This window comes from Clostridioides sp. ZZV14-6153, assembly GCF_020657855.1.
Taxonomy (GTDB): domain Bacteria; phylum Bacillota; class Clostridia; order Peptostreptococcales; family Peptostreptococcaceae; genus Clostridioides.
This window is the reverse complement of sequence record NZ_JAGWCZ010000016.1, coordinates 25,681-51,627: the sequence shown is the minus strand read 5'-3', so window position 1 is coordinate 51,627 and position 25,947 is coordinate 25,681. Positions and strand designations below refer to the sequence as shown.

The 25,947-nt window shown below is 27.6% G+C and carries 23 protein-coding genes; 22 read left to right on the top strand and 1 reads right to left on the bottom strand.

Annotated elements, in window-relative coordinates:
• Positions 1-124: 124 nt before the first annotated feature.
• The 17 genes from KGF46_RS16490 (at position 125) to KGF46_RS16410 (ending at position 18,689) form a co-directional block, all read left to right on the top strand.
• Positions 125-3,694, top strand: coding sequence for a DNA polymerase III subunit alpha (locus KGF46_RS16490; RefSeq protein ID WP_227830028.1), 3,570 nt, complete (start codon positions 125-127; stop codon positions 3,692-3,694).
• A gap of 208 nt (positions 3,695-3,902) precedes the next feature.
• Positions 3,903-4,862, top strand: a complete 960-nt coding sequence (gene pfkA, locus KGF46_RS16485) for a 6-phosphofructokinase (protein WP_227830027.1) — start codon at positions 3,903-3,905, stop codon at positions 4,860-4,862.
• 51 nt (positions 4,863-4,913) lie between these two features.
• Positions 4,914-6,674 carry a pyruvate kinase gene (pyk, locus tag KGF46_RS16480; RefSeq protein ID WP_227830026.1) on the top strand — a complete coding sequence of 587 codons (1,761 nt, stop codon included), beginning with the start codon at positions 4,914-4,916 and terminating at the stop codon, positions 6,672-6,674.
• Between the two features lie 174 nt (positions 6,675-6,848).
• Complete coding sequence (rlmD, locus tag KGF46_RS16475) at positions 6,849-8,213, top strand: 23S rRNA (uracil(1939)-C(5))-methyltransferase RlmD (protein WP_227862181.1); 1,365 nt, start codon at positions 6,849-6,851, stop codon at positions 8,211-8,213.
• Between the two features lie 482 nt (positions 8,214-8,695).
• Positions 8,696-8,911: a hypothetical protein gene (locus KGF46_RS16470; protein WP_227862180.1), complete on the top strand. Its 216-nt coding sequence runs from the start codon at positions 8,696-8,698 to the stop codon at positions 8,909-8,911.
• A 524-nt stretch (positions 8,912-9,435) separates the two neighbouring features.
• Positions 9,436-9,804: a hypothetical protein gene (locus tag KGF46_RS16465; RefSeq protein WP_227862179.1), complete on the top strand. Its 369-nt coding sequence runs from the start codon at positions 9,436-9,438 to the stop codon at positions 9,802-9,804.
• 102 nt (positions 9,805-9,906) lie between these two features.
• Positions 9,907-10,719, top strand: coding sequence for a hypothetical protein (locus KGF46_RS16460; RefSeq protein WP_227862178.1), 813 nt, complete (start codon positions 9,907-9,909; stop codon positions 10,717-10,719).
• A 72-nt stretch (positions 10,720-10,791) separates the two neighbouring features.
• Positions 10,792-10,995, top strand: coding sequence for a hypothetical protein (locus KGF46_RS16455; RefSeq protein ID WP_227862177.1), 204 nt, complete (start codon positions 10,792-10,794; stop codon positions 10,993-10,995).
• Positions 10,996-11,148: 153 nt separating this feature from the next.
• Positions 11,149-11,391: a hypothetical protein gene (locus tag KGF46_RS16450; RefSeq protein ID WP_227862176.1), complete on the top strand. Its 243-nt coding sequence runs from the start codon at positions 11,149-11,151 to the stop codon at positions 11,389-11,391.
• Between the two features lie 94 nt (positions 11,392-11,485).
• On the top strand, positions 11,486-11,683 hold the full coding sequence (locus KGF46_RS16445; RefSeq protein ID WP_227862175.1) for a hypothetical protein: 198 nt from the start codon (positions 11,486-11,488) through the stop codon (positions 11,681-11,683).
• Between the two features lie 329 nt (positions 11,684-12,012).
• A complete protein-coding gene (locus tag KGF46_RS16440) occupies positions 12,013-12,258 on the top strand; it encodes a hypothetical protein (protein ID WP_227862174.1) in 246 nt (81 codons plus the stop codon).
• An 86-nt stretch (positions 12,259-12,344) separates the two neighbouring features.
• The gene (locus KGF46_RS16435; protein WP_227862173.1) at positions 12,345-12,761 is read left to right on the top strand and encodes a hypothetical protein; all 417 of its coding nucleotides are present in this window, start codon (positions 12,345-12,347) and stop codon (positions 12,759-12,761) included.
• 280 nt (positions 12,762-13,041) lie between these two features.
• The gene (locus tag KGF46_RS16430) at positions 13,042-13,260 is read left to right on the top strand and encodes a hypothetical protein (protein WP_227862172.1); all 219 of its coding nucleotides are present in this window, start codon (positions 13,042-13,044) and stop codon (positions 13,258-13,260) included.
• Complete coding sequence (locus KGF46_RS16425; protein ID WP_413927285.1) at positions 13,244-13,753, top strand: TatD family hydrolase; 510 nt, start codon at positions 13,244-13,246, stop codon at positions 13,751-13,753. Before KGF46_RS16430 ends, KGF46_RS16425 begins: the two co-directional genes overlap by 17 nt.
• Before the next feature lie 842 nt (positions 13,754-14,595).
• On the top strand, positions 14,596-16,413 hold the full coding sequence (locus KGF46_RS16420; RefSeq protein ID WP_227862171.1) for a hypothetical protein: 1,818 nt from the start codon (positions 14,596-14,598) through the stop codon (positions 16,411-16,413).
• A gap of 487 nt (positions 16,414-16,900) precedes the next feature.
• Positions 16,901-17,404: a hypothetical protein gene (locus KGF46_RS16415; RefSeq protein ID WP_227862170.1), complete on the top strand. Its 504-nt coding sequence runs from the start codon at positions 16,901-16,903 to the stop codon at positions 17,402-17,404.
• Between the two features lie 1,054 nt (positions 17,405-18,458).
• Complete coding sequence (locus KGF46_RS16410; RefSeq protein WP_227862169.1) at positions 18,459-18,689, top strand: hypothetical protein; 231 nt, start codon at positions 18,459-18,461, stop codon at positions 18,687-18,689.
• Positions 18,690-19,422: 733 nt separating this feature from the next.
• Here KGF46_RS16410 and KGF46_RS16405 read toward each other — a convergent pair.
• Positions 19,423-20,379, bottom strand: coding sequence for a diguanylate cyclase domain-containing protein (locus tag KGF46_RS16405; protein ID WP_227862168.1), 957 nt, complete (start codon positions 20,377-20,379; stop codon positions 19,423-19,425).
• 711 nt (positions 20,380-21,090) lie between these two features.
• On the opposite strand from KGF46_RS16405, the gene KGF46_RS16400 reads away from it, so the two are divergent.
• The 5 genes from KGF46_RS16400 to KGF46_RS16380 all read left to right on the top strand — a co-directional run bounded on the left by KGF46_RS16400 (position 21,091) and on the right by KGF46_RS16380 (position 25,909).
• On the top strand, positions 21,091-22,086 hold the full coding sequence (locus KGF46_RS16400) for an ATP-binding cassette domain-containing protein (RefSeq protein ID WP_227830019.1): 996 nt from the start codon (positions 21,091-21,093) through the stop codon (positions 22,084-22,086).
• Positions 22,073-22,927, top strand: coding sequence for an ABC-2 family transporter protein (locus KGF46_RS16395; RefSeq protein ID WP_227862167.1), 855 nt, complete (start codon positions 22,073-22,075; stop codon positions 22,925-22,927). The genes KGF46_RS16400 and KGF46_RS16395 overlap by 14 nt, the downstream gene beginning before the upstream one ends.
• Positions 22,927-23,718, top strand: coding sequence for an ABC transporter permease (locus tag KGF46_RS16390; RefSeq protein ID WP_227830017.1), 792 nt, complete (start codon positions 22,927-22,929; stop codon positions 23,716-23,718). The genes KGF46_RS16395 and KGF46_RS16390 overlap by 1 nt, the downstream gene beginning before the upstream one ends.
• Positions 23,719-23,746: 28 nt before the next feature.
• Positions 23,747-24,313, top strand: a complete 567-nt coding sequence (locus KGF46_RS16385; protein WP_227857038.1) for a CDP-alcohol phosphatidyltransferase family protein — start codon at positions 23,747-23,749, stop codon at positions 24,311-24,313.
• A gap of 216 nt (positions 24,314-24,529) precedes the next feature.
• Entirely contained in the window at positions 24,530-25,909 is a 1,380-nt protein-coding gene (locus KGF46_RS16380; protein ID WP_227850737.1) for an MATE family efflux transporter, read from the top strand.
• Positions 25,910-25,947: the final 38 nt, after the last annotated feature.

Genomic DNA, 25,947 nt, shown 5'->3' with positions numbered 1-25,947 from the left:
AATTAATTTCAACATATAGGGCTATAGGTGGAAGTTAATTCCTATTTTGAGATAAAAGTCTCTGTTTTTGTTTTAAGACGTGTATTTGTGGTAAAATTAAATTTATAAAACAGGAGGTGATTTAATGGAAAAAGATTTTGCTCATCTTCATGTACATACTGAGTATAGTTTACTTGATGGATTTTCGAGGGTGAAAAAACTTATAAAAAGAGCTAAAGAATTAAATATGAGTTCAATTGCTATTACTGACCATGGCTGTATGTTTGGTGTTATAGATTTTTATAAAACAGCTATAGAAGAAGGAATAAAACCAATTATAGGGTGTGAAGTTTATACAGCTGCGCGTGGATTAAGAGATAAAGACCCTAATTATGATAAATATCAAGGACATTTAGTTTTATTAGCTAAGAATATGGAAGGCTATAAAAATTTGATAAAAATAGTATCGACTTCATATGTAGAAGGCTTTTACTATAAGCCTAGAGTCGATATGGAAGAACTTAGAAAGCATTGTGAAGGGATTATAGCACTTTCTGCATGTCTTGCAGGAGATGTTGCACGTGCTTTGATGAATAGAAATTATGAAAAAGCAAAAAAGTTTGCCATTGATTACAGAGATATATTTGGTGAAGAAAATTTCTTCTTAGAAATTCAAGACCATAATTTACCAGAACAGAGAGAAGTGAATTCTGGTTTGGTGAAATTATCCAAAGAACTTGGTATTCCATTAGTTGCTACTAATGATGTCCACTATGTAAATAAAGAGGATTCAAAAATACATGATGTTCTTATGTGTATTCAAATGGGTAAAACAGTAAATGACCCAAATAGAATGAGATTTGGAAGTGATGAGTTTTATCTGAAATCAAGAGAAGAGATGGAAGAATTATTCCCATATGCACTAGAGGCTATTGATAATACTGTAAAAATAGCTGATATGTGTAATGTAGAGTTTGATTTTAATACTATACATCTTCCTAAATACGATGTACCAGATGGATATACACCAGAAACTTATTTAAGAGAATTGTGTTTTAATGGATTAAAAGAGAGATATGATAATCCTGATAGTGAGATACTAGATAGATTAAATTATGAATTAGATGTAATTGAAAAAATGGGTTATGTGGAATACTTTTTAATAGTTTGGGACTTTATAAATTTTTCTAAAGAAAATAATATTATAGTAGGACCAGGTAGAGGTAGTGCGGCAGGTTCAATAGTAGCATATACACTTAAGATAACTGATATAGACCCAATAAAATATTCTCTCCTATTTGAACGTTTTCTAAATCCAGAACGTATATCTATGCCAGATATAGATATAGATTTTTGCTATGAAAGAAGAGAAGAAGTTATAGACTATGTAAAGCGAAAATATGGTGATGACCATGTTGCACAAATAATAACTTTTGGAACAATGGGTGCAAAAGCTGCAATAAGAGATGTCGGAAGAGTATTAGATATAGGCTACAATAAGGTTGATAAGATAGCCAAAGAAATACCATTTGCTTTAGGAATGACGATAGATAAGGCATTAGATACAAATCCAAACCTTAAGGATTTATATGACCAAGACCCTGAAACAAAAGAGATAATCAATATATCAAAGCAAATAGAGGGAATGTTAAGACATGCTTCCACTCATGCAGCAGGAGTTGTTATATCCAAAAATCCTGTAGACGAGTATGTACCTCTATACAAGCATCAAGATGCAATCACAACTCAATTTACTATGACAACACTTGAAGAACTTGGTCTTTTAAAGATGGACTTTCTTGGATTAAGAACACTTACAGTTATAAGAGATGCACTTGATTTAATAGAAAAGAATAGAACAATAAAAAATTATACTGAAAATATAGATTTTTCAAAGATGGACTATGATGATCCAAAAGTATATGAAATGCTTTCATCTGGAAATACTTTAGGAGTATTCCAGTTAGAAAGTGCTGGTATGAGAAGTTTTATGAAACAGCTGAAGCCAGATAATTTTGAAGATATTGTAGCGGGTATATCTCTATTTAGACCAGGTCCTATGGACTCTATACCAGCATATATAAAAAATAAAAGTAATCCAAAAGATGTAACATACTTACATGAGAAATTAAAACCAATAATGGAAGTTACATATGGATGTTTGGTATATCAAGAACAAGTTATGCAAGTTGTTAGAGATTTAGGTGGATATAGTTATGGTCGTAGTGACTTGGTTAGAAGAGCCATGAGTAAGAAAAAAATGGATGTAATGGAAGAAGAAAGACAATATTTTATTCATGGGAAATTTGATGAAGATGGTAACATAGAAATTGCAGGATGTGTTAGAAATGGTGTAGAAGAGGAAATAGCCAATAAAATATTTGATGATATGATAGATTTTGCTCGTTATGCATTTAATAAATCACATGCAGCTGCATATGGAGTTTTAGCATATGAGACAGCTTATTTAAAAACATATTATCCTGTTGAGTTTATGGCAGCTTTAATAACTAGTGTTATGGGAAATACTGATAAGGTAGTTGAATATATAAGAGAATGTAAAGCATTAGATATAGATGTGTTGCCACCAGACATAAATAAAAGTTTTTCAAAATTCTCGGTTGAAGGTGACAACATAAGGTTTGGCCTGGCTGCTGTAAAAAATGTTGGTGTGAATATAATAAACAATATAATTGATGAAAGAGAGTCTAATGGATTATTTATAGACTTAGTTGATTTAGTTAAGAGATTAGACCAAAAAGATACAAATAAGAGAGTAATAGAAAGTTTAATAAAATGTGGAGCTTTTGATAATATAAGTGAAAATAGAGCTAGTTTGATGGCTGGTTATGAAACTTTACTAGAAAGTGTATCTATGGACAGAAAGAAAAATGTTCAAGGTCAAATTTCATTATTTGATGCTTTTGGAGATAGTGAAGAAGATAGCGACTTTCAACAAATATATAATCTACCTAAAAGACCAGAATATGAAGAAAGAGAGAGACTTAATCTTGAAAAAGAAGTTCTGGGAATGTATGTAAGTGGGCATCCTTTATCGCAATTTGAAAAAGAATTACAAGAAAAAACATCTATAGATAATGGAAAGTTAAATTCATTAAAAGAGGATGAAGAGTCATATATACAAATGAATGAAACAGATGCAATAATGGGTGGGATGATTGTAAATAAAACGATAAAAACCACAAAAAGAAATGAAATTATGGCATTTATTGAGTTGGAAGATTTATATGGTGCAATAGAAATAATAGTTTTTCCTCAGTTATTACAAAAATATAATGTTATTTTGAATGAAGACAATATAATTTATGTAAAAGGAACATTAAGTATAAAAGAAGGCGAAAATGCAAAACTTATAGCTAGAGAAATAAAAGATATAAAAGACAATACTGATTTTGAAGCTAAAAAATATAATTCAGTAAGAACTAAAAATGTACAAAATGTTAAATTAGAAAGTGGTAAAAAACTGTATTTAAAAATAGATAGTATGTCTGATACAGATACAACTTACAGTATTATAGAAATAGCAAAACAATATCCAGGTAATGACAGTATATACTTATATCCTATGGATGAAAATATAAATGGTAAGCGCAAAGCATATAAAATGACAGGAGTATCGACTTTTATATGTGATGAATTTGTAAACAATTTAGAAAGATTACTTCCTAAGGATAACATAAAGATAAAAGCTTAATTTTTTGGATAAAAATCTAAATATATTATAATAATATGAAAAATATTGTCCGTTTTGTGATATAATATCACAAAATGGACATTTAAGGACATTTAATTTTTTTAGTCTTGATGGGATTGAAAAATGATATAGGGACGAAAAAAGTCCATTAAGATATGATAAGAATGATTATAATAAAAATTTGACATAAAATCCAAGGAGGTAAAAAATGAAAACTATAGGATTACTAACAAGTGGAGGAGATGCTCCAGGAATGAATGCTGCAATTAGAGCGGTTGTAAGGTCAGCAATATATTATGGATGCAAAGTATATGGAATCAATAGAGGATATAAGGGATTATTAGAAGAAGATTTAACTGAAATGAACTTATCTTCTGTTGGAGATATTATACACAGAGGAGGAACTATATTAAAATCTTCTAGATGTGAAGAATTCAAAACAGAAGAAGGTAGATTAAAGGCAGTAAAAATTCTTAAAAAGTATAAAATTGACTGCTTAGTTGTAATTGGAGGAGACGGTTCATTTACAGGAGCTCAAAAACTTAGTGACTTAGGATTTCCAGCTATAGGTATACCAGGAACTATAGATAATGACTTAGCATATACAGATTATACTATAGGATTTGACACTGCAATGAATACTATTATAGATGCTATAGGTAAAATAAGAGATACATCATCATCTCATGAAAGAGTTAATATAGTAGAAGTTATGGGAAGACACTGTGGAGATTTAGCTTTATATGCAGGTCTTGCAGGGGGAGCTGAAACTATAATAGTACCAGAAGTAGAGATTAAAGTAGATGAAGTTGCTTTAAGATTAAAGACTACTCAAAAAAGAGGTAAGAGACACAGTATAATCGTGTTGGCAGAAGGAGTTGGAAGTGCTAGCGATTTAGAGAAGGAGCTTAAAAAGGAATCAGGAGCAGACTTAAGAGTAACTGTATTAGGTCATGTTCAAAGAGGAGGAAGCCCAACTGTATTTGATAGAATACTAGCAAGCAGACTTGGTGTAAGAGCTGTAGAATTATTACTAGATGGAAAGTCGGCTAGAGTTGTCGGAATAAAAGAAAACAAAATAATTGACTTAGAAATAAGTGAAGCTTTATCTCAAAAGAAAGTTTTTGATAAAGAAGCTTATGAAATGGCAAAAATATTATCTATATAAATTTTAGTATTTAAAATAAATCTGTGAAATAATATTTCAGGAGGAGCAAATATGTTAAATAATGTAAAGAAAACAAAAATTGTTTGTACGCTAGGGCCAGCGTCACAAAGTGAAGAAGTTTTAACTCAACTTATGCAAAATGGTCTTAATGTGTGCAGATTTAACTTTTCCCATGGTTCACATGAAGAACACAAGGAAAGAATAGATATGGCAAAAAAAGTTAGAGAAAAACTAAATAAACCAGTTGCTATATTATTAGATACTAAAGGTCCAGAAATTAGAACAGGTAATTTTGCAGACCCAGAGGTATCTTTAGAAGAAGGACAAAAATTTACTATAACTATGAAAGATGTTGTAGGAACTAAAGAAATATGTACAGTAAGTTATAAAGGTCTTGCTGAAGATGTTAAAGTAGGAGATTCTATACTAATAGATGATGGTTTAGTTGGTTTAAGAGTAAAAGAAATAAAAGGTGAAGATATAATATGTATCGTTGAAAATTCTGGAATAGTAAAAAATCATAAAGGAGTAAATGTGCCTGGTGTAAAAATAAATTTACCAGCAATAACTCCTAAAGATATAAGCGACATAGAATTTGGAATAAGTCAAGGTATAGACTATATAGCTGCTTCATTTGTAAGAAAAGCATCGGATGTACTAGCAATAAGAGAAATCTTAGAGAATAACAATGCAACTGATATACAAATTATATCTAAGATAGAAAATCAAGAAGGTGTAGAAAACTTAGATGAAATATTAAAAGTCTCTGATGGTATAATGGTAGCTAGAGGTGATTTAGGTGTTGAAATACCTACTGAAGAAATGCCAATAGTTCAGAAAATGATGATAAAAAAATGTAATGAATTAGCAAAACCAGTTGTAACTGCTACACAAATGCTTGATTCTATGATAAGAAATCCAAGACCAACAAGAGCAGAAGTTACAGACGTAGCTAATGCTATATATGATGGAACAGATGCAATAATGTTATCTGGAGAAACTGCTGCTGGGAAATATCCTGTAGAAGCTGTAAAGATGATGGCTACAATAGCAAAAAGAACAGAAGAAACTTTGGATTATGATAGATTGTTAAAGGAAAATGGTACTAATAATGTTACAGTAACAGATGCAATAAGTCATGCTACTTGTACAACAGCTGTAGATTTAAATGCATCAGCTATAATAACATCTACTTCTTCAGGTTATACTGCTAGAATGGTGTCTAAATTTAGACCAAAATCTCCAATAATAGCTACTACAAATAATGAAAAAACTATGAATAAACTAGCTCTTACATGGGGAGTTTATCCAGTTAAATCTTCTGTTGCAGGAAATACAGATGAAGTTATAGAAAAGGCAATAGAAGCAGCTAGACAAGCGGATTATATAGATAATGGAGAACTAGTAGTTATAACTGCTGGAGTACCAGTAGGAGTGAGCGGAACTACTAACTTAATAAAAGTTCATGTAATAAGTGAAGAAATTGTTCAAGGGATAGGTGTAGGTAATCAAACAGTAGAAGGTAAAGTTCGTATAATAAAAAATGGAGATACTTGTGTAGACTTCAATAAAGGAGATATATTAGTTTCTACAACTACTGATGCTGAAATGAACAATTATATAGAAAAAGCAGGAGCTGTAGTAACTGAAAATGGTGGAATGACATCGCATACAGCTATTGTAGGAATAAATTTAGATATACCAGTTGTTGTGTCTGCAAATGATATAACTAATCTAGTAACAGATGGAGAAGTTGTAACAGTAGATGCATCAAGAGGTGTAATATATAGAGGTTCAACTAGAGTTTTATAAGAAAATAATAAATTTATTTTGTCAAGGGGCTTTATAAGCTCCTTTTTTTTTGGTAAAATAAAATATTGTAGCTTAGTAAAAAATATAGTTTAGTTAATAGCACGATTTTAATATAAATTTAAAGAAAAAAATTTGTAAGGGTTTAAATTTAATATGGTGATTGGAGGGTGATTTATGCTTTCAAAAAACGAGATGTATATTGTAGATATAGTAGACATTGGACAAGGTGGAGTAGGCGTTGGAAAGTACAATGGTATTACAGTTTTTGTAGAGGGCGGATTAATACAAGATAAAGTTAAAGTTAAAATTAATAAGGTCAAGAAAAATTATGCAGTAGGAGACATTGTTGAAATAATAGAGAAGTCTCCATTTAGAGTAAAAAGAGTGTGTAGTGACAATCTTAAGGATTGTGGAGGGTGCCAAATACAAGATTTAGACTATAATAAACAACTTGAAATGAAAACAAATGAAGTTAAACAAGTACTTACAAGAATAGGTAAGTTGGATGATGTGATAGTTCATGATACTATAGGCATGGAGAAGCCATATAGATATAGAAATAAAGCTCAATTTCCAATACAAAAGAACAATGGAGTTCCTATTATTGGTTTTTATAAAAAGAAGACTCACGATGTAATATCGACAGAAAAATGCGTAATACAACATGAACTAAATGATAAAATTGTTAAGATAATAAAAACATATATAAGAGCTTATAAGGTAAGCATATATGATGAAAAGGCTCAGACTGGAGTAATTAGACATTTGGTGACAAAAATTGGATTTACGACTAAAGAAGTAATGGTTGTATTAGTTGCTAATGGAAATAGACTTCCATATCTTAAAGAATTAGCTTCAGTATTAGAGGAAAATATACCTGGATTTAAGACTTTAGTTGTAAATATAAATGAAAAAAATACGAATGCCATTCTTGGAAAAGAGAATATAGTTGTGTATGGAGATGGTAAAATAAATGATTATATAGGAGATTTAGTATTTGAGATTTCTCCATTATCATTTTTCCAAGTAAATCCTATACAAACTAAGGTATTATATGATAAAGCTCTTGAATATGCAGATTTAAAGGATACTGATACTGTTTTTGATATTTATTGTGGTATAGGTACAATATCTTTATTTTTAGCACAAAAGGCTAAAAAAGTTTATGGAATAGAAATTATAGAAGATGCTATAAAAGATGCTAAAGTAAATGCTAGGTTAAACAATATACATAATGCTGAATTTTATGTGGGTAAGGCAGAAGAGGTTGTCCCTAAGATGTATAGTGAGGGTAAGGCTGCTAATGTTGTAGTTGTAGATCCACCTAGAAAGGGTTGTGACGAAAAGGTTTTAGAGACAATTATTTCAATGAATCCTGAGAGAATTGTTTATGTTTCTTGTAATCCTTCTACTTTAGCAAGGGATTTAGATTATCTAAATATGCATGGATTTAAATGTATTGAGGCACAGCCTGTAGATATGTTCCCTCATTCTACACATGTGGAGACTGTAGCGTTGATGCAAAGAAAAGATATGTAGAAAGCCTTAATTTTAGGCATTTCTTGAACCATTTTGTTTTTAAAAATGAGGGTGATAAAATTCGTAATAAACAGTTGAAAAAATATATTAACGTTTCTGTGGTTATCAATATGGAGGGTTAAGATAGAATAAAATTAAAAGTTATGGGATACTGTGAAAATAGTATCTCTTTTTTATGCCTAGACGTTCAGAAATGAGCACCTATTTTGTGTAAAAAATCAGGGGAAAAGTGGTTAGTATACAACGAAAAAATGAGGAGCTTTTATCTTTATTAAAAAAAGAAATAAAATCATTCTATTTAATTGATATTTACCTAATATGAAGAAACACAAATGAATTTTGGTATACTTGTGGGAAATGAAGAGGAATACTTAGAATTTTGTAGAATATTAAAATTAGAACTTATTATAGATATATAAAATAAGTTTTGAAAAATATAATAATTTATTAAAATATTGTGAGATGAGAGAGGTTAATTTACTATGAAGGAAGCAACAGGAGCAAGGGAGTCAAATGAAGGAGATAATTTTCATTTCATTTGGTCTGCTAAAAAATCATTTCAATTGTTAGAACCTGATACAGAGCTGGAAGCATTCTATGTAGAAGAACCAAGTATTGAGGATGATGAAAAGTCATTATTATCAATAGATGTTGCTGAGTATTTTGAAGGAAAAAATATGAAGATGCAAGTAGAGTGATTTTTTCTCAATTAAAATATAGTATTCGCTATGGTGATTTACCTTGGACACTTTCGTCTTTATCAGTATCTACAAATTCAAGAAAAGATAATTCAATTATTCAACGACTAGCACAGATATATAAAGATTTTTAAAAAAAGTATCCTAAAGATATAGAGAAATTAAGGCTAAAATTAGTAATCAATAGAACTATAGAAGAGAACTTTAAAAAGCTTATAGATAATTGTAATGAAGAAATTGAAAAGAATGATTGTAAAAATTATCTCAGTTTAAAGAATGTACTACCTAAAGAAAATCATGAGTATTTAAAGTCATTTTACAAAAAGTCAAAGTTGAGTACCACAGAATTTGTAGGTTTTTTAAAATGTATTGATTTGAGTGAATGTGGAAGTGACATAAGAGATATACATGAATCAGAGGTAATTAGTTCTTTGGCTAGATTGGGAGTGTTATATTTGAAAAATAATTATGATAAGCTAATTCAATTTATAAAAAAATAAATGTCTCCAGAGGAAAATGATGCAGTGTCAATTGACAAAAATACTATGGCAAATTTCTTTAATACAATTCCATATGGTTTGTTTCCTGCTAATTCACAAGTAATAAAATCACAAAAATATATTAAGAGAAATATTAGCGATGATATTGTCATAGAAATAATTATTAGTAGAAAGCAATATATTTGTTTACATGCAACTGGAGGAATAGGTAAGACTACAGTAGTGTCTGATTTAGAAAGTGAATTGCCAATTGGCTCATTAGTATTATTATATGATTGTTTTGTTGGTGGATTATATTTAGATCCATCCACACCATTACATACATACAAAAATGCTATAGTACAGTTAAGCAATGAATTAGCATTAAAATTGTTACACGTCATTTCTTGTTAAAACTAATTTAGATGAAAGTGACTATTTAAAAATTTTTCGATTATACTTAAACAAGCATCTAATTATGTAAAAGCAATTAATAAAGAAGCAGTTATATTATTAGTGTTAGATGCGGTTGACAATAGTTATTCAGCATCAGAAGTATTAGGAGATACCTGTTTTGCAGACAAACTTTTGAAAATTACTTTACCAGAAAATATTTCAATTTTAGTTACATCAAGAACAGAACGATTAGAAAATTTTGAATTACCTTACGGAACAACTATGATTAAGCTAGAAGGATTTAATAAGGAAGAGCAACGTAATTATATTGATATGTTTTATGAAAATGTATCAGATTTTCAATGTGAAGAAGTAAAAAAACTTAACAGTGGTAATCCAAGGGTTCAATACTATGTTTTTTCTAAGATATTTGATACTATTGAGGAAGCGTTGCAATATCTCAACCCAAATGGGAAAGACTTGAATGGGATATTCAAAAAAGCAATAAAAAAGATAGATACTAGAATAACTTCAGAGATAATATCTTTTGAAGAGTTGTGTAGGTCATTAGTTGAATTGCCAAGACCAATTCCAGTTGATATTATTACAAGTTCTACTGATTATAATATTGAAAAATTGGAAAGTGCATGCTCTGAATATTTGATTGGTATTTATTTTGGAAATGTGATTATAACCTTTAGAGATAAAGACTTTGAAAATTATTTAAAAACAACAATTAAAAATGGTGAGTTAGCAATAACAAAAATTGCTGGAACTCTTTATAATAAGCAATTTGATGATTATTACTCTATTAAATATTTGCATATTTTTCTAGAGAAGACTCAAAAACTAAATGAAATTTTGGATTCAATTTATACTATAAACAATATTAATATTTCATTAATCGAAGATGAAAAAAACGAAATTATATAAAAGAGAATTAAAAGTGCTTTCTCAATTGATGATATTTATAATAATAATTATAAATTGGATGCACATAAACTTTTGTATTTGTTAACTAAATGTAGAGCTACTGATGCGGGAGTGAAAGAAATTATATTAGATAATATTGAACTATCTAAAAAATTAGGATTTGAAAGTATCATATCCAGATATATTTCGAGAAAATCAGAGTTTAGTTCATTAAATGAATTAACATTACAAATATATGCAAATTCGTTAATTAAATATACTGAGCGAGCAGATTAATTTTTGCTACATCTTCTGTAACAATAAAACAATATTCAAAAGAAGAAAAGAATAATAGAAACTTTCAACATATAGTTGATAGACTACATGTATTACGATTAGGTATATACATGGCAATAAGATATGATTCAGAAAAATTAGTGAATTAGATGCATGATTGGAGTCCATATCCTATTTAAGAATTTTGATATCACTTATAGTTTACTTTTGCAAGGAGATATAGAGAAAGTTAAATCTATAATTAGCCTCTCTGATGATATAGATATGTTTGCAGCATGTGCAAGTGCATTTGAAGAATTAAATTATTCTATAAATGATGAAATTTGGATTTTAGGCGATAATCTTACTAATTATATAGAAAAAAGAAAAAATACATGTAACAGACTTAAAATATAGGCTTAGTATAGCAGAATTATTATTAAAAAGAGGGGAAATTAAGGAAGCAGAAAATATAGCTTATAATACCGAAATAAGAATGGATTTTTCATATATGTCATTTTATGAAATGAATGGTGAATTGCCAAAGGAATATACATTTAGATTGTATGCATTAAAGAAGTTCTTAAAATGTGAAAAATATTGCTTTGATGATTTTTGGATACCTAGCATTAGAGGATATGAAAAAAATGGTGGTCGCGAGATAAAAAAAGCGAGAAGAGTTGAAAAAAATCATAGATTTTATTATTGATTCCTTTTTATTAGAGTTATAATATTAACTGAATTAGGGATGAATAAAGCAAACATGGATCAATTTCTTGAAGAATTTTCAAATTGTGAACGAGGACTTTATTAATTCTATAATGATCATAATTCTTATGATTATTATAGAATAGTCATAAGAATTATATTTAGCATATTGCTTATTCAAGAAAAGAGTTTAATAGAAGAACATTGCAAAAGAAATTTAGAAAATAAATATTTAGAAAATAAATTTCACTTTAAGATAATACATGAAATTATAAAACATAAAAAATGCATAGATATTGCAGCATGGCATATAAGCGAGCTTGATAAAAAATGAATAGATATCCACGGTCAGCATATGAATTAAAGGAATTTTATTTAGAGTATTCAAAAAAAGCTGTAATATTTGATAATAAATTATCAGAACAATATTTTCTTAAAGCAATTAAAGCTATTATAGGTGTAGATAATGAAGCTTATAGAAGGATAAACTTGTTTAGACAACTTTCAGAGAATTATATAAAAGACGAAAATACATCTGAACTTGTATATAATTTTATACGTATTATAGAAGGTTAGGGGATAAAAAACATCTTCCTACAGATAATATTTTCAGACTATTAATGAATATTCACTAATCATCTGTAATAGCAGCAGCTTGTAGATTGAAAGATAGAGATGAAGGTTATGCTACATTAGGGTTTGAAATTTCCATACCTTATATTATTGAAGAATCGTTATATAAGTATAAAATTTCGAAAGAAATTACTATAGCACTTTCCAATATATATGTTAATTATGGAACTGCATACGATGATATTGTGGACTTGGTAATAGAAAATCTTGGGGGAGAAAAAAACAAAATAACAGAAAAAATTATGCAAGTTATTGCATATGATATAGAAAAAATATATGGTGGCTTTGAAAATAGAAATATAATAGAAAAAATTTCTTTATGGTGTAGAAATAATTATAGTGATTCGATTGAATTCATAAAAAAGTTAAATGAATCATATTGTTTTGTAGCAAGTACTGTTAGAAGCGTAGATTCTGGTGTATATGATAGTAATAAGATTTCATGAAATAAAGTAGATAATAGTAAAATCGAATGCAACAAAGAGTCATTAATAATTACAATGGAATCAATTTATTATAAGGAAAGTGTAAAGCTTGCGAAATATGTATTGGAGAAAATAACATTTGAAAATCACTTAAGCATTGTAGAATTATTGATTGATATTATGTACACATCACCAACTAATTAGAACTATGATGAGTGTTTTGAAATCTTTGTAGATTATTTAAGTAAGTGGAGTGAATATAATCCTATCATTCATAGAATGACGTAAAGATGAAGAAAAATTGGATTATGTATTAGATTTATATTCTGAAAAAACTGAGTATTTTAAGGAAAAAAATTTAGTTAAAATATCTAGAATATTTTTAATTGATAAAAGTATTATTTTATCAAAAGTAATTAAGAGAGCACTTATTTATTTGTCTTGTGAACCTTGGAAATATTTTCGTACATGGAAGGCATGGTATCAATTGAGAATGGTGAAAAATGGAATCGATGAATGAGAGTTTAGGAATTATTGCTGTAATGACAGCACCAATGGCATATAGTCAAGAAGTTGATTTTTGTAAGAATAATTCTAATATCAATGTGGCATTGGGGTTACATCCTCAATTGATTGATGAAAGATTTAATGAAATTACATTAATTTTGGACAAGATTCAAAATGTAAAATATATTGGAGAAGTAGGACTTGATTTTAATAATCAATATATCGAGTCAGAGGAGAAACAAATCGAAGTCTTTACAAATGATGTAAGGGAATGTAGCAGATTAGGTAATAAAGTACTTTCAATTCATAGTGTGAAATCTTCTCAATATGTGCTGAAGATTTTGAAATCTTATGACACTTTAAGAAATAACACTTGTATTTTACACTGGTTTACTGGTAATGAAAATCAATTAAGACAAGCTATAGAGTTGGGGTGCCATTTTTCTATAAATAGCAAAATGATTGCTACAGTAGGAGGAAAAAGAGTTATTCAGAAGATACCATAAGATAAATTACTCGTTGAAACAGATGCACCATTTATTAGAGCTATAAATCATTGTCATGAAATGTATGAAAAATTGAATCAAACAATAGTAGGTATTTCAAACTTAAAAAATCACAATTTATCTAGAGTTATTCAGGAAAATTCAAGATATGTTTTTGGAGAATTACGGTGATACTTAATATTAATTAAAATGCAGCGAAATCTAGTTGAGAAAATGCATTATAAGCAGATTTGCAGTAAGCAGTAATATATGTTATATGCAGTAAGGGGGACTAAATGGATAATATATTAATTATTTTTATATGCACTATAGTTATATATTTACTTTTTATTTTGATAGATAAAAAAATGACGAGAATAAGGTTTAGATTTAGAGAAAGAGACTTTGAAATCAAATATCCTACAATAAGTAGTTTAATAATTTTGCTCATTAGATATATAGCGATGATTTTACTGTTCATATTTACTATTCTTCAAGAAAAAATGCAGTTTATGCGAATTCCTTTAAATTGCGATCCAATAGTTTTAACTGTAGCTATTTATACTATGTATGGAATATTTATTTCATTTATACAATTCTTAATTAGTTATTCATCAGCGAATAATCGGGATCTTCATTGGGGAAAAAGTAAAACAAAATTAATTATTATGGACAGCATTGAATATAGGATGTTCAATTCGACATTATTTAGGATGTTACTCTTATATTTATCTGTTTATTCAATTTTAAATTTCAAGAAAATATTTTTACTGAGTAAATATAATGGTTATGCTGAGTCACTTTTTTATGTTTCTATAACGATCATTATAATGGAATTTATTGTTTTGTTTATAAAGGGATTAATGATTAGTAATGTGCTATTTTATGTTCAAGAGGATAGAGATAGGATAACTAGGCAAATTAAAAGAACTATTTTAAATGAGTATCAGTTTGTATTTAATGAAACGATAAAATCAAAGAATCTTGATTTTATAGAAATATTATTTGTGGATTTATCAAATATAGAAAAATCACAAAGGGAAGAAATGGTCTATTCAGTATTATGCCATGTATATTCATGGTATCAATGGGTTGGGGAAAGTAAAGATAAAAAGATTTTGCTTTCATTAGAGGAAATTTTCAAAAGGCCAGAGAAGAAAAACTTATATTATAAATTAGTAAGTTTACGATTAATAAATTCGAATTTTTGGAATCAGTATGAGCAAAGTGAGCTTGAGCTACCATTTGAAGAGTTACTAAGAATATATACAAAACAAGAAGATTTTATGTTCAATTTCATAAAAAAAGAATCTGATGGTGATAAAGAGAAATTTTCATCCATGTTTGAGACCGTTTATAAAACTGACAATACATTATTAGATGAAATTAATTTTTTAGATTTTCCTACAGCAATTTGGAAAGCCATTTTTTCTCAAGAAGATATTATTTCATTATGCAACTCAGCTCGTAACCTTCAGATGATGGAGATGTTATATCATTCGTTTAAAAGCAGTGATTATTGTTGTACAGAATTATTGCGAGAAAAAATAATTGAACGATATTGTAAGTTTATAATAAAAGTTTTCAATAAGAAAAAAGAAATAATCTTGCAAATGGATAGTAGAAAAATCGAGCATACATTAGATATTAAAATTTTCAAAAAAGAAAAGAGGAATTTTAATCAAATACAGAGAGAGGATACATGTAGGACTTATATAAATTTTAGAGAAGAATTAAAAAGATTACTCAAGTATAAACTGTTACATTACTTTATTGAGTTGGAGAATAATGAACTTAACCGAAGTTTTATAAATAAATTAGGTGAGTTCATGGAAGAAAAAGATATTATGTTTTTTATTACTTATCGTATTCTATATACAGGATCAGATTACTCAAGATGGAGGGAAGAAATAATCTTTTTTAAAAACCTAATTTCATCTAGATATCATGAAGATAACATGCTTGGAAAACAGAATGTGGATTTTGTTGCTAAAGCTATAGCAAATGATGATATTGGTCATAAAATTTCTTATGATTTAATTAATTGGATTTTTCACAATATAAATTCTCCAATAAATGAGAATATAGTAAATGAGTGTTCTGAAAGAAAATATTTGAGTTTAGCGACTTTTATATCATTTAAATATATTTTTAAAGATGAATGTTTTTATTATAGAACATTAGAAGATATAAACTTTCTAAATGATGAAATAAGGATTCAATTTATTAATGAAATCTCAAAAATAAGAGGTGTAATGAAGGAAGAGTACTTTATTAAGGTATTATACTATATCTTTGGTCATCAAAAATATAAAATAGGAATTGATAAATTGATATTAAGTGGTAATTTTGAAATGTTTATGATTGTAACGGATTTCATAAATATGAAAAATATGATGGAATATATTAGTACACATGAATGGAGAGGAAATGATGGAGTATTAAAATTCTTGCTTATCAAATTCAGTGAATTTAATTACCAAGAGCTATTATCATCACTTGATTCTGAAGTACAACAAAAGATTGCTCAGAAGTTTGAAAGAATCTTATCTCAATCACTTAAAACAGTAGATAAGTATGTCGACGATTTATGCATTCGAGCATCTTATCTTGGTAATGAAGTTCCTCAACATAGAAAGGATAAAGCTATCAATATACTAAGTAAACTGATTTCAGGATAAATTCAATTTTTATTGAATTTATCCTGAAATTATATTTGAAATTCTGAAATCTGAATATCTGAGAAGTGTTTATTACTTCAAAAATGCCATAGAGTGAAAAGGGGAGAGTTTCAAATCGATAAATAGAAATGTAAAAATAATTTTCGATATAAACTGAGGGAATCTATGGAATTTATAATATTAATAGTTCCGTTTTTAACATATTTTATGGCTATGCTTATGAAAGGTAGATTTGTGCGATTCAAAGATGGAAAGGAAGTGGTAAGAAGAGAGATATTAATTGACGTAGTTAAATTTATTATTGTTTACGCAGTAATTATATCAGCTAATGTTATTTTAGGGATTAGAAAGTTAAATTTTACCACAATATCAGTTGATATTATAATGCTTATTGTCTTCTTGACTGTGTTATTGCAAAAAAAAATACAACTATGCAGAACGAAAAGCAATTTCAGGAATAGTTTCCTTTATTCTGCTTCTAATAATAATGTCAGTCACAATATTTAAAATATTAATTGGAAAATATGATGCTTCTGATAACACAATGGTAATTTTATTTATAAAGGCAGTATCGTACTTGTTTGTTTCTATGTGGTGTGCGATTTCTTCAGAATTAGGTGAAAAAAGTAAATTCACATCAAAGATAAATAATTTCTGGTTATATATCGTTGACTCCTTTAGAACAAGAAATATAAGTAAAATTGATTTTGATATGTTTGCTTTTCTTAGCTTATTTATATTTGTGGGGGATAGAAATAATTCATGTATTCCCTTAGGCTTATTTGGGATACATGAAATTTTAAATAGAAAGTATTTGAAAGGTTTTTTATACATAGTAGCAGGAAATATTATACTTATTCTTAGTCCATATGTAATTGGTCAAATATTATTTTTGGGGTATACATTAATAGCTTTAATCGATTTATTCTGTCAACGTAATAATTTCTATAAATACTCGCTTAAAGATTATGATAAGTACAGTTATGATTAATGTAGTTTGAAAAATCTATTTAATGATACACGAAGTAGGAGGTTAGAATGTCTTGAGTTTGTTGTTTTTTTGACAATAAAAATCAGAGAAAATTAAAAAAAACTGTTTTGTAGTCTCATCATTTGAACAAAAACTCCAGCTTTATAAGTCACAGTATACAGATGAATTTAAGAAGATGGATTACATTTGAAAATGCTTATGTGATTTCTCAATAAAAAATATAAATAACAAAATATTTTATTTTCCAAAGTATAATTGGGTATATAAAAAGGATGTATGATTTTTCTAATTCTATCAATATAACTCTAAATCAAGCATTACCTGGATTAATAAGAAATGAATCAAAAATTAAATATGATAATTCAAATTTTATGTTTTAAAAAAGGATGATTAATAAAATTTTAGGAGATAGCATACTGTTTCTGATACTGACTTTTTCAGTGGAAAATAAAGACAATATTTGCAAAGAATGTTTACTATCACAACTATAGTACTGATTATTTTGAAAGGTAGGGATATTTAGGAGTTGTGTATCAATTAACTAAATCTACAGATATATTTCAGGAGCATATGAGATATTCACAGCATGATTTTAATTATTGTTTTTTTGCCCTAGAATAAAAAGAAAACAAGTATAACGAAAATTTATTATATTGTTTCCATACAGTATGCATTGGGGAGTGTAATAGAGGTAAAGAGCTTTTGGATGTTATTCAAATGCTAGATGATTTTGGATGAAAATTAAAAGAACAAAATATAATCTATAATATGAATGATTATATTATTCTAAAACATAGGATTGAATCTAACCTTGAGTATATGAAACAGACGGTGTAGGCTCAAAGTGCTACTATCAGTTTCCACATGGTTATATTGAGTTTTATCAATCTATCATTTGGTTAAAAATTTGAGAAAAATTGTTGACACTCCAATTAATAATGGTATTATAAAATGGAGTGAACTGAGATGAAATCAATTAAAGATAGTAAAGAAAAGAGTATTGCATGTAAAATAGAGATTTTAGAAAATATATAATGGAAAAGGAAAGATATTTTTGATGTTTGATATTACCACTCCTGATTTAGCCTATGAATGGTTACAAGAAATTTTAGGTATTTCAGGTGAAGATATTGACTTGAGTAAATTGAAACAGTCAAACCTATTTGTGAGGCTCGGGAGGGCAAAGGGACTTAACGATTTTAATGTCAATAGATACTTTTTTGTTTCAAACTATATTATAGAGCATTGTAAGAGAGGAGAATCAACAGAAATAAGAGTATTGTAAATGTTTATGGAAAATTTATAATAGCTAACATCTATGGTGAGAAATGCAGAAATTATATAGTATCATTCAGAGTCTCACTAGATTTGGCTGACATCGAATGTACAGATGTTAAGGTGATTTATTGGTTGAATATAGTATAAATGCTATGTTACACTATTTAAAAGCAGGTAATTACAATACGGTTTTTTATAACCCAATTACTATTAAAAGAAGCTATAATGTGTTGTATACAGAGATTGTAAAATTTAGAAAATTTAAAATTGATTATCTAAAGGTTAGGATAGTGGGTAGTTAGAAAATAATGCAACGAATTACAGATAAAACACTTTTATGATTTGTAGTTTTTAAATGAATTTGTATTGGGATTGTAGAGCGGAAGGCGAGTGGCGAATTGCTATAAATTTGATGGTGGAAGGCAGAGTTAAATTCACAAAAAGCAGGCAGAAAGACCCTAAAAAATTACATTCATAGGTAGTTCTTTATGAAATACACTGGGGTTCCAAATTCAACAAGTATATTTTTGTATCCTTAAAACATGTGGAAACTGTAGTTAAGATAATCAAGCATGGTAACATTTGTAGGAATTATATATCAATAATATATTGTATTGCCACCGAATTGCCAAAATAATGTAATTTTTATGGCAATTTTAGTTAAAATTATAAAATATTATACAAATGAAAAGGGTGGTAATCGAATTTTATCACCCTTTTATGTTTGAATCTCTTTAATCTTAAAACCAACTAAAATTTCCTTTGTTGTTTCGTTTTGTATAATATAGAGCATAATCAGATTGTTTATATAAAGATTGAAAAGTATCTAAATTACTTTCTAGTTTTGATATACCTATAGAGCAAGAATTGCTATCAGAACATAACTTTGCAACTTTTTTTGCCTTATTTTCAACATCTTCCTTAGACTGATTGATATATTCAAATACAGCAAATTCATCTCCTCCAAGTCTTCCAATAATAGCATCATTGGCAAACACTTTAGTCAAAACATTAGCAAATTGTATTAATATTTCATCTCCTCTAACATGGCCAAATATATCATTTATTTGCTTAAAATTATCTAAATCAAAAATATAAAAATACCCACATGAAGTAGTTTCTAGCATTTCTTTTATATGTACTTCAAAAAAATGACGATTATATAATCCAGTCATAAGGTCTTTTTCTGATTTTAACTTAAACTCATGAGCCATAGCTAGAGCTTCCTTTGCTTTTTCAGTTATTGTTTTAGGATAGTATTCATCTTTTGCTTGCTCAAAGTTTGGAATAGAATGGTGTACATGGAGCAGTGTGATTTTACCATCTATAACTTTGTATACCATAGTAAATCTAGTATCCATTTCTATATATATGTCTTTTTCTAAGTACTCTTCTTCTATTACCCATAGCGTTCCATATACTATAAAAGTTTCATTTGTAACTTTAGTACATGAGTACCATTCATCTATAATTTTAAAATTTATTTCTTCTGATTCTTGTTGGTCTTTTTCAAGATTTATAATGAAGTTTTCTAATGATGTATAAAATTCATGCTTTCCTGTTCCAAACAATGTAAAATTATCATCTAATAAAGAAATGATAAATTGTACGCCATCATCGTCTGGATTTAAAGTATAAATGTGCCAGATTTTTTTTGATAAATCACATAATTGTTCTTGTACTGTATTATTTTCCATAGAGTAACCCCTTAAGATTTTTAGTTTATAATTCTTTTAGTTAATACTATTTGTTTGGAAGCTTGTGACAATATTATAATATAAAATTAAAAAAATTGCATCTGATTTGTATAATAGTGTACTTTGGAAGAAGGGAGTATAGGAGTGTTATTTCTAATATAAATACTGTATTTTTAAATTTTGCTTAAACTAATTAATGAAATTAAATTTCAATTGTAAATAAATAAGATAAATATATGAGTATCTTAAATTATACTTGAACATAGAAAAGTTTTATGATAGAATATCAACAATAATATTAGTAAAGGAGTGTCTTAATGTCGGAGTTATATATAATGGTAACCAACAAATAAATAGTTGGAGACGCATATGTATTCTGTTTAATCAGAATTTTTAAGTGTATTTTTGATACATTTAATTGTTGTGTCTTGCTCTGCCTTTATAGATAACTAACATATGACAACAAATAATAATATTATTATATATTACTTTGTTAAATTGTGGTGTAGTGGGCTTTAATCTGCTACACCTTTATTAATTTTACATAGTGTTATTTTGAATATAATTATGTTGAAATAGAAAAGATTAAATTTTCTAGTCCACAGGAGTTTTCTGTTTTTGTGTAGGTAAATATGTATACCACATAAAAAGGCAGATATAAATACCTGTGGACTTTTTTTGTAGAAAATACAAGATATGGAGGCAATAAAAATGAGTATTATTGAACTTAATGAACTGACTAAATCTTATAGAAGATTTGAGAAAGAGCCAGGACTTATGGTAAGCATAAAATCTTTATTTAATAGAAAATATACAGAAAAAACAGCTATATCATCCCTTGATTTAAAAATAGAAAAAGGAGAATTTGTCGGATTAATAGGTCAAAATGGAGCTGGAAAAACAACTCTTGTTAAGATGATGACTGGAATTATTGCGCCATCATCTGGAAAAATTTCTGTCATGGGTTATTATCCAAATAAGTTAGAAAATAATTTTAAAAAACAATATGCTGTTGTTATGGGGCAAAAAAGTCAGCTATTTTTTGAATTGACACCAGCAGATACATTTCTATTGTTTAAAGAACTATATGATATATCTGATGAAGAGTATAAAAAGAATTTGGATTACTTTATAGAGTTGTTTGAAGTATCTGATTATCTAAATGTTCAAGTTAGAATACTTTCTTTAGGAGAAAGAATGAAAATGGAGCTTATTGTAGCACTTCTTCATAATCCTAAAATTTTATTTTTAGATGAACCAACAATAGGTCTAGATGCAGTGGCACAAAAACAAATTAGGTATTTTCTGAAAGAAGTAAATGAGAAAAAAGGTACTACAATAATGCTTACATCTCATTATATGGAAGATATTAAGAGCCTTTGTAGTCGAAGTATTGTCATAGAAAATAGTCATAAAATATATGATGGCTCTACAGATGAATTATTTAATCATTTTCAAAAATATAAGAAAATAACAGTTAGCTTTACTGATGAAACCAAAATTTTATTTCCAAAAGACTGTAAGATTATTGAGCAAACAAAACATAAAACATCAGTAATTGTGCCAAAAGAAAAGGGGAATGAAACTGTTAAATGGATTTTTGATAAGTATGATGTTGAGGATGTAACAATTGAAGAAGAAGATATAGGGAATGTTGTAGAACGAATATACAAAGAAGGATGTGAAGAGTATTATGAACAACTATAATGAAGCATATTCAAGACAATCATGGTTTTATAAATTTAAACAAAATATAAGAAAGTACTATGAAATAGCTAAAATTAATTTCAAAGTACAACTTATTTGGAGGTTTGATGTAGTAGTTAACATGATGTTTACTATTATAAAAATTTTATTTGTTTATATTTTGTGGAAGGCAATTTTTGGTGAAAATGACATAGTTTCTGGCTTTACATTTAATTCAATGTTGTCTTATTATATAATAAGTTCATTTTTATCAGGTATTGATATGTCAAGAAGTACAAGTGAGGAGATATGCAATCGTGTAAAGTTGGGTACATTTTCAAAATACATGATTATTCCGATTGATACACAAAATTATTTTTTTGCTAAAAATTTAGGAATGACTTTTTTTTACTTAGTATTTAATCTAATTTCTGCTTTTGTATGGATTTTTATATTTAAAATAGATTTTGCTTTTACATCAAATCCAATACAAATTTTAATTTCAATTTTGATGATTTTCTTAGGGCTTGTTTTTATGATTCAGCTTCATTTCTTTATTGGAATTTTATCATTTAAATTTCTAGAGATTGGTTTTTTTAGAATGATAATCGATAATATAACTGAATTTGTTACAGGAACAATGATACCACTTGTACTTTTACCAGAAGTTGTAGTAACTATTATGAAGTTCTTTCCATTTTATTACACAACCTATTTACCATCTATGTTATTAATAGGTAGAAATAGTAATGAGGCAGTGCAAGGACTGATTATTATAGCATTATGGGTCTTATTCTTTTTTATATTAAATAAAATTGTCTATAAAAGGATGAGAATACTATTTGATAGGGTGGGGATATAATGAAAAAAAATTTTAAAATAATATTTATGCTACTAAAAATGAAATTATCAAAAATGATGGTGTTTAGATTTGATTTTTTTGGAGCATTTTTTGTAGATAGTTCATTATTTATATTACAATTGTTAATGTTCAATGGTATTTATTCTCATGTAGATTCAATAGGAGGTTGGCATCGTGGAGATATGCTAATATTTATAGGAACTTTTTCATTAATAAATGCTATAAATATGACCATTTTCTGTTTTGGAATTTATGATATTCCACGCAAAATTCAAGAAGGAGAATTAGATTATTATATTACAAAGCCAATAGACCCATTGTTTAGATTGACATTTGAGAATATTAATATTGGTTCATCACCTTTAATTTTGGCAAGTGTATTTATAGTTGTATATGGAATATCTGAATTAAATTCAGAAATAACTTTTATTATGATAATAGCATATATATGTATGGTTTTATTGATGACATTGCTTTTTTATGATGTGTGTATTATATTTCGAACAATTTCATTTTTTGTTATATCATCCTCTGCTATAATGAGATTAGAAGGTAATTTACTACCAATGAATATGAAAATTCCAGGTGTAATTTATGAAGGTATTTTTAAACTACTATTTTATTTGATTTTGCCATATGGAATTATGTCAACAATCCCAACTCAAATTTTGTCTGGGACATTAAAAATAAAAGGGTTAATCTACTCAATTGGTATTGTATTTGTTTTTACAGTATTTATGTGGAGATTTTGGAAACTAGGAATGAAACATTATAAAAGTGCAAGTAGTTAATAAGTTATCAGTTTTGAGGTGACAAGGAATGAAAAATATAGCAAATATTATTACTATACTTAGAATTATTTTATCAATAGCTTTGCTCAAAATAGATATGTTTTCTTCTTTATTTTTTACAGTCTATATTATGTGTGGAGTAAGTGATTTTCTTGATGGATATATAGCTAGAAAAATGAATATGACAAGTAAGTTTGGTTCAAGGCTTGATAGTATAGCTGATATATGTTTAGTAATATCAATGTTTATTATTATGCTTCCAGTAATAAATATTTCAAAGTATATAGTATTATGGATATTAATAATTGTCCTTATTCGAATTACATCAATAATTGTGGTGATTCGTAAATACAATACATTTGCTATATTACATACATATGGAAATAAATTATCTGGGTTTATGTTATTTTGTTTACCTTTATTTTATAACATTATGAATATAAATTTACTTGGAAGTATAGTTTGTGTTGTAGCAAGTATCTCAGCCATTGAAGAAGTAATAATACATATATTATCTAAAGAGTTGAAAATAGATATTAGTAGTATTATAGAAGTACTTATTCATAAATCTGTTTCATATGATACTAGACGATAGAAACTAAAATTTACATCAGTATTGACTCAAAGACTCAAAATAATTAGATTAAAGATTAAGAAATTATCCTTATCGTATATGGCGTCATAATAGCAAGATATATTAAAACTCTATTTAAATAATTAGATATAATTTTTATGCAGAGAGGAGGTTCGTAAATGCATAATAATTTAAGTATTATTTTAAATAGAATTAATATACAGAATAATGATGTTAATGAGTGATATATTATATTCTAAAAATCAAAAAGAAGATAATATTTATGTGAAGGATAATTTACTTGCGCAGAGATTTAATTTATTTTCTTTATTAAAATTTGCATTTCCTACTATATTCATGATGATTTTTATGGGACTATATACGATTGTAGATACTATATTTGTATCTAGATTTGTAGATACAAATGCTTTATCCGCAATTAATATTGTCTGTCCTATTATTAATATTATTGTTGGACTTGGAACTATGCTTGCTACTGGAGGAAGTGCTATTGTAGCTTGCAAGATGGGGAATGATGATACGGATGGAGCAAAGAAAATTTTTACTTTGACTATATTATCTGGAGCTATAATTGGAATATTAATTACCAGTATAGGTCTTATATTTATGGACAATATTATTATATGGCTAGGAGCAAGTGATATTTTGATTCAATATTGTCGTTCGTATCTTTTTATTATCTTGATTTTTGCTTCTGCTAATATATTACAGGTATTATTTCAAAGTCTATTTGTAACAGCTGGTAAACCTCAATTTGGATTATGGTTAGTGCTTGGAGCGGGATGCACTAATATAATTCTAGATTATGTGTTTATTGTACCACTACAAATGGGTATTGGTGGAGCGGCACTTGCAACTGGTATAGGATATTTAATCCCAACTATTGCAGGTATAGTTTTCTTTTCGAAAAATAAAGGGGTACTTAGATTTTGCATACCTAAATTAGATAAAAAAGTATTATTTGAGATTTGTTTTAATGGTTCTTCTGAGATGGTGGGTCAATTATCAACAGCAGTTACTACTTTTTTATTTAATATTATGATGATGAGATTGATTGGTGAGGATGGAGTTGCAGCTATTACAATAATTATTTATTCTCAGTTTCTTTTAACCTCACTTTATATTGGTTTTTCAATGGGAGTTGCTCCAATAATAAGCTATAATTATGGAAGTAGAAATAATATCCAGTTAAAATACATTTTTAAAATTTGTATATTATTTATCTCAGTGGCTTCATTACTGGTATTTGTGTTTTCTATGGTATGTTCACCAACTATTGTAGAGGTTTTTTCTCAAAAAGGAAGCAACGTTTATGAGATTACAAGGTCTGGATTCTATATATTTTCTTTTAGTTTCCTTTTTTGTGGATACAATATTTTTACATCATCTATGTTTACAGCATTATCAAATGGAAAGATATCTGCAATACTATCTTTTTTACGTACATTTGGTTTTATGACTATAGGTTTGTTGACATTACCAAATGTATTGAATATAGATGGAATATGGTTAGCAGTGCCAATTGCTGAGTTTTTAACCTTATTTTTAACAGTTAGTTTTATATATAGATATAATAATAAGTATAACTATATATAAATACAATAATAAATATAATTAACATATATCTTTTTTGA